Source organism: Microcoleus sp. B4-C1 (assembly GCF_036705285.1).
Classification (GTDB): Bacteria; Cyanobacteriota; Cyanobacteriia; order Cyanobacteriales; family Microcoleaceae; genus Microcoleus.
Window position 1 is genome coordinate 1 of record NZ_JAUBUC010000178.1, and the last position, 4,152, is coordinate 4,152.

The 4,152-nt window shown below is 46.9% G+C and carries 4 protein-coding genes; 3 read left to right on the plus strand and 1 reads right to left on the minus strand.

From position 1 onward, the window contains the following. The first annotated feature begins 216 nt into the window (after window positions 1-216). Window positions 217-798, plus strand: coding sequence for a hypothetical protein (locus tag QUB26_RS31285; RefSeq protein WP_333321180.1), 582 nt, complete (start codon window positions 217-219; stop codon window positions 796-798). 47 nt (window positions 799-845) lie between these two features. Next, window positions 846-1,001 (plus strand): hypothetical protein, encoded by a 156-nt coding sequence (locus QUB26_RS31290; protein WP_333321182.1) that lies wholly within the window; start codon window positions 846-848, stop codon window positions 999-1,001. 105 nt (window positions 1,002-1,106) lie between these two features. On the opposite strand, the gene mnmA is transcribed toward QUB26_RS31290, so the two are convergent. Further along, window positions 1,107-2,198 (minus strand): tRNA 2-thiouridine(34) synthase MnmA, encoded by a 1,092-nt coding sequence (gene mnmA, locus QUB26_RS31295; protein ID WP_333321184.1) that lies wholly within the window; start codon window positions 2,196-2,198, stop codon window positions 1,107-1,109. 114 nt (window positions 2,199-2,312) lie between these two features. Between mnmA and QUB26_RS31300 the strand changes: the two genes are divergently transcribed. Next, on the plus strand, window positions 2,313-3,965 hold the full coding sequence (locus QUB26_RS31300; RefSeq protein ID WP_333321187.1) for an NAD(P)H-hydrate dehydratase: 1,653 nt from the start codon (window positions 2,313-2,315) through the stop codon (window positions 3,963-3,965). The last annotated feature ends 187 nt before the right edge of the window (window positions 3,966-4,152 follow it).

A 4,152-nucleotide genomic window follows, 5' to 3' on the forward strand; every position in this document is an offset into this window, starting at 1 on the left:
TATCATTATTATTCAATTATATTTCTACATAAAGGGGTATTGACAAAATCTACTCCGTTCTAACTTGTTACCAATGACTTGCGCCCCACGCACCAGCAGTCAAATCGGTTCTGCACAAAGGAACCAATAGCACCAGCAATAGTGTCTAAATAAGTATCTGCAGTTGAGTGTTCAGGAGCGATCGCGCATTGTGTAAAGTGAGGCAGAGGGCATATTATGAAAAGAATCTCCCAAAATAAATTTCCAAAAAATAAAAACCGAGACCAAAAGCAGCCCAATCCAGTAATCTTGGCTTTGGTGCTCACAGGAATTCTGGTATGGGAAATGTATCCGGCGCTAAGACACACCGCAGCAGCTAACGCGGGCGCTCTCAAAGATTCCCTGGCCCAGTTGGAAAAGCAACAGCAGCAAACCGCGCAGCAATTTTCCTCAGCCGCGGTGCCCCAAAACATCAGCTATTCGGTATTGGCACTTAATACTCTCACTTCCGAACCGGGGAATTTGGCCGAGGGTACGCGCCAAAATCCCCCTAAGCAATTGCCCGCAACCGTAGCAGAAGCAGTTCGCCGACAGTTGTCGGACTCCACTGGCATTGCTGCTGACAAGTTGAAAGTAACTGAATCAAGCGGACAAAGTTGGCCGAATACTTGTTTAGGACTCTCGAAAGCCGATGAAATTTGCGGTCAAATGATTGTTGAAGGTTGGCGGGTTGTGGTTTCGGATGGTAGGCAAACTTGGGTTTACCGTACTAATGCTAGGGGAAATATCTTGCGTTTGGAAAAAAAGTTAGCTAAGTAAATGTACCCTGTGAAATGAAATATAAGTTTCCTTTTGGAACAGGCAAGATGCCTGTTCCACAAAGAGTGAGTTTTTTTGTGGGTGGTTTCTTGTGGGCTTCTGGGAACAGGCAAGATGCCTGTTCCACAAAGAGTGAGTTTTTTTGTGGGTGGTTTCTTGTGGGCTTCTGGGAACAGGCAAGATGCCTGTTCCACAAAGAGTGAATTTTCTTGTGGGTGGGGATCACAAACAGGCAAGATGCCTGTTCCACAAAGAGTTTTTTTGTGGGTGGTTTCTTGTGGGCCGTTGCTCCTAGCCCGCCCCTTGCTTTAATTGGGGACTTGGTTTCTTTCGATGATGCCACCGCCCAATAGCACGTCTCCGTCATACCAAACAGCGGCTTGTCCGGGGGTAATGCTCAACTGCGGTTCGTCAAAAATCAACTTAACTCTTGTACCGCCGACTTTTTCCTCTGCTTGGGAGGTTTCTACAGGAATAATTGTAGCCGGGACGGGTTGCGATCGATATCGAATCTGTACCTGAGCCCGAATCGGAGTCGTCGGTGCAGCTACAGAAACCCAATTCACTTTCTGGACTGTACATTCAGATTCTACTGCCAACTGTCGATCGCCCACAATTACCCGATTGCCAGCAGCATCGAGTTCAATCACGTACAGCGGTTCGGGCGCAGCAATTCCGAGTCCCTTCCGCTGGCCGATGGTGTAGTGGTGAACACCGTCATGCTGTCCGAGCACCCGCCCTGACTTGTCCACAATGTCACCCTTTTGTGGCGCAATGTACTTATCCAGAAAAGCCCGCATCGAACCGTTACTTTCCACCAAGCACAAATCCTGACTTTCCGGCTTATCCGCAGTTGTCAAGCCAAATTCTGCCGCGATTCTGCGAGTTTCTGTCTTGGTAATTTCCCCCAAAGGAAACTCCGTACCCGCCAACAAATCCTGTGTTAGATCGTACAGGAAATAAGACTGATCTTTCGCAGGGTCGATCGCCCGCAGCAACTGATAGCGACCAGTAGCAGCATCGTAAGTAATCCTAGCGTAGTGGCCTGTAGCGATTTTTTCAATTCCGAGTTCTTCGCGAGCAAACTTAAGCATCGGCCCGAACTTCACAGTTTTATTGCACTGCGAACAAGGCAGAGGTGTAACTCCTGCACTGTAACCCTCCACCAAATAATCAATAATACTTGCCTGAAAGACCTCGCGGCTGTCAACAATGTGGTGGGGAACGCCCAAATCTTCGCAAATTTTAGCGGCATCGACCATTCCCTCAGAGCAGCACTGACCTTTGCCCTTCATCAACCACAGCGTTAAACCCACCACTTCATATCCTTGATGGTGTAAAATTGCGGCTGCTGCGGAACTATCGACCCCGCCGGAGAGGCCTACAACAATCTTGTTCATGGTTGGGGAGAAATTGCTATTTTACTGTTACTTTGTTCGATCGAGCTAATTTATTATACCACAAGTATACTACAAATTGCCACTGCTGCTGTTAGCTGAAATTTTAGCATTAATATGACCATTCAAAAATTTGTTGTCACCGCCGACCAAATGCGGCAAATAGAAACGAGAATCTTTGCTGCGGGAATGCCAGTCGCAGCTTTAATGGAAAAAGTCGCGGGACTGCTTGCTAGACGCATTCAGGAGATTTTGAAAGCGGAAGGAAGTTCGGCAACTAGCAGTGTACGGGATTTAACGGATAGAAGGAAAAGGGAAGAAGGGAAAAATCTTGTTAATTCTCAATTGCCAGTTATCGGCATATTGGTTGGGCCGGGACACAACGGCGGCGATGCTTTGGTTGTTGCTCGCGAATTGCACTTTCAAGGGTTCCAAGTAGTTATTTACTGCCCGTTTTCTAAACTAAAAGAACTAACAAAAAATCACGCTGATTATGCGCGTTATTTAAATATCCCATTTGTTGATAATATTGAAAATCTGACCAACTGCGATTTGCTCGTAGATGGTTTATTTGGATTTGGATTAGAACGAGAAATTACTAACGCCACTGCCGCAGCTATTGACGAAATAAATAATTTAAATATAGCCATTTTAAGTATAGACATTCCATCGGGAATTCATACAGATACGGGAGAAGTTTTGGGGACGGCAATCCAGGCAAAATATACATTATGTTTGGGTTTGTGGAAAATGGCATTTCTGCAAGATAGAGCATTAGAATATATCGGCAGTTCTGAATTAATTGATTTTGATATTCCCGCAGCAGATATTGCAGCAATATTAGGCGAAACGCCAGCTATACAACGCATTACAAAAGCATCGGTCACTCAGCATTTGCCGTTGCCCCGATCGCCAATTTCGCACAAATACACCAACGGTAACATACTAATTATTGCAGGTTCCCGCCGCTACAGCGGAGCCGCAATTTTGGCAGCATTGGGAGCAAGAGCAAGCGGCATCGGAATGCTGTCAATTGCTGTTCCTGAGTCGATTAAACCGATGTTGAGCAGTCAGTTGCCAGAGGCATTAGTTATAGGATGTCCCGAAACCCAAAGCGGTGCAATTAGCGAGTTACCAGTAGCAATTGATTTGAGTTCTTATGACGCGATCGCCGCAGGGCCAGGTCTGACATTGGAAGCGGCAATAGCTGTAGAATCTGTACTGGAGAGCGATCGACCTCTGGTTTTAGATGCTGACGGTTTAAATATCCTCGCTCAACTCGGCACAGTCCCGATTTTGTCCGAACGCCGTGCACTGACAATTATCACGCCTCATCCGGGCGAATTCAAGCGTTTATTTCCCGAATTAGCCGACGAAACCGGCGATGATCGAATTGCGGCAACTCAAGCAGCAGCTAAGCTTTGCGGTGCAACGATATTGCTCAAAGGAGCCAGAGTGTGCATAAGTTGGAAGGATGAGGGCGATTCCCTACGGCATAGCGACGCTTCACGTACCATCACCTACCTCAATCCCGAAAGCACCCCAGCTCTCGCCAGAGGCGGCAGCGGCGACGTTCTCACAGGCTTGTTAGGGGGACTATTAGCAAGTGCGATCGCCCGCAAGTCCCCCCCTAAATCAGTTGCTGTAACAGCAGCTTGGTGGCACGCTCAAGCCGGAATCATGGCTGCTAAAGAACGGACGGAATTAGGAGTAGATGCCTTTACTTTGACACAGTATTTAATTCCAGCTTTGCGAGAATTTGCTGAGTAAACAATCGACATGAGTTTGTAGAGTGCGTACCCGCATCTTTGTATTGGTGTGTACCGCGCACCTTACCCCTTGGTTTGTATTGACAACGGAAGTCCTCATAAAGATATTACAACTTATATTCATTAGGAATGAGAATTAAATAACTTCCACAAGTGTGTGGGATGGGCGTCCCGCCCGTCCAAAAAGG